Genomic DNA, 2,271 nt, shown 5'->3' on the forward strand with positions numbered 1-2,271 from the left:
GAGATGGACAGCACTGCCGCCAATACCGGCACCAGCATCGCCGGCACCCACAGCTCGTAGGGCCGGTCGAAATTGCCGAGGTAGATAAGCCCTTGTGACCATTTGTCGCCGGCCGCATCCTTGGCCAGCGCCGTGCCCGGCACCAGCAAGCCGTAGTACCCCATCCGGAAGATCTGATAACTCACCGGCAGCAGGCCGCCGGCCACCACGATCAGGACGCGACGGCGCCAACCGTGCGCCGCGACCAGCATCAAGATCAGCGCGAGGCCGCCAATCAGCGCCAGCTCGGGGCGGACCAAGACGCTGCAGCCGGCAACGAAGGCCAGCGCGACGGTGAACACCCGCCGCTCCGGCCCGGCCGGCGGGACCTGCGACCAGCAAACCATCATCCACCACAGCAGCCCCAGGTAGGCCAGCACCAAGCCGTTCTCCAGGCCGGACGTCGCGAAGTCGCGCGCCGGCGGCACCGCAATGTATACCAAGGCGCCGGCCGGCAACATCACCGCGCGACGGCTGGCCAGGCCGGGCGCATAGAGCCGGCCCGCACCCAGCATCATCAGCACAATGCCCAGCACGCTGAGGGCCAGGGCCGTCGCCAGCGCGACATACTCCAGCCGCAACGGACCGCCGACCATGCCGCCCAGGTAGAGCAGGAATGTCCACGCCGTCGAGGTGTTGGCTTCCACCCGCTCGCCGGCGTTGAACACCGGCCCGTTGCCGGCCAGCATGTTGCGCACTGTGCGCAGCACGATCAGCCCGTCGTCGGCTATCCAACGTCGCTGCCAGGCTCCCCAGCCGAACAGCACCGCGATCACCGCCACGCTGACCCACAGGCTCACCCGAACAGTGAGGTGATAGGGAAACATCGGCCGGCGCACCCACCCCACCACCTCGGGTCGCCGCGACGGCGGCCTGGTCTTCGGTGCCGCGACTTTCGGGCTCAGACTGATTGCCCGCCTCCTCATCATCGCCTGCGCGCTCTGCATCGTCGCCGGGCTAGGCGAACGCAACAGCGACACCGACGGTTCCGATCCAGGCCAGCGCCAGCACCTGCAGCACCCGGTCCCGCAGCGCGATGTCTTCGGGCTCCCCGGCCAGTCCACCGTCGACATCGACCGCATAGCGCAGGATCGCGATGGTGAACGGAACCATCGAGACGGCGAACCAGGACCCGGAGTGGCCGTCGCGCTCGAAGGCCCACAACCCGTAACAGACCACCACTGCCGTCGCCGACATCGTCCACACGAAGCGCAGGTAGGTGCTGGTGTAGCTCTCCAGCGACTTACGGATCTTGGCGCCGGTGCGTTCGGCCAATTGCAGCTCGGCGTAACGCTTTCCGGACGCCATGAACAACGACCCGAACGCCATCATCAGCAAGAACCATTGCGACAGGTAGATGTCCGCGGCGACACCACCGGCGATGGCGCGGATCAAGAAGCCCGACGAGACGATGCAGATGTCGATCACGGCCTGATGTTTGAGACCGAAGCAGTACGCCAACTGGATGGCGAGGTACACCGCCATCACCAGCGCCAGGTTCGGGGTCGCCAGCCAGGAGATGGCCAGCGACGCGACGCCGAGCACCGCGGCAATGAGATAGGCGAGCCATCCCGGCACGACACCGGAGGCGATCGGCCGCAGCCGCTTGGTGGGGTGCTCGCGGTCGGCCTCGACATCGCGCACGTCGTTGATCAGGTACACCGACGAGGCCGCCAGGCAGAACACCACGAACGCCACGCCGACTTTGGCCAGCACGTCTGCGTAGTCGTAGCGGACCAGGATATTCGGGCCGCCCAAGGCGGCCAGTGGTGCGGCCAGAACCAGAACGTTCTTCACCCACTGCCGCGGACGGATCGCTTTGACAACCCCGACGATCAGGTTCGCCTGGGGCCCGCTCGCTTGTGCCACGTCCTCACTCATCGGGCGCGCTCACTGCTCCTATTGTCCAGTCGGATGGCGGCGGAGGCGACGGCGGCGCCGACCGCGACGCCGGCGGCCACGTCACTGGGATAGTGCACGCCCAGCACTATCCGGGACATCGCCATCGGCGGCACCACTATCGCAGATAGCGGAATGCCCGTGACACGGCCGAGCAGCACGGCGGCCGCTGTGGTCGAGGTGGCGTGCGCCGACGGGAAGCTCAGCCGGCTCGGAGTGCCGACATTGACCGCGACCGCCGGGTGGTGCGGCCGCGGTCGGCGAACGAGCCGCTTGATCACGACGGCGGCAGCGTGCGCGGTCAGCGCTCCGGCGCCGGCCACCAACCAGGCC

The 2,271-nt window shown here is 67.9% G+C and carries 3 protein-coding genes; all 3 read right to left on the minus strand.

Going from position 1 to position 2,271, the window contains the following annotated elements:
- On the minus strand, positions 1-965 hold a 965-nt coding region (gene zomB, locus WA317_RS15790; RefSeq protein WP_425173925.1), incomplete at its 3' end, for a flagellar motor control protein ZomB.
- Positions 966-996: 31 nt separating this feature from the next.
- Positions 997-1,920, minus strand: coding sequence for a decaprenyl-phosphate phosphoribosyltransferase (locus tag WA317_RS15795; protein ID WP_425173923.1), 924 nt, complete (start codon positions 1,918-1,920; stop codon positions 997-999).
- On the minus strand, positions 1,917-2,271 hold a 355-nt coding region (locus WA317_RS15800; protein WP_425173924.1), incomplete at its 5' end, for a phosphatase PAP2 family protein. The genes WA317_RS15795 and WA317_RS15800, both read right to left, overlap by 4 nt.

It is taken from the genome of Mycobacterium sp., from assembly GCF_049802695.1.
Classification (GTDB): domain Bacteria; phylum Actinomycetota; class Actinomycetes; order Mycobacteriales; family Mycobacteriaceae; genus Mycobacterium.

What these genes read in the sequence shown, in the direction of transcription:
- WA317_RS15795 (WP_425173923.1), bottom strand. Translation starts at nt 1,920, where the DNA reads ATGAGTGAGGACGTGGCACAAGCGAGCGGGCCCCAGGCGAACCTGATC.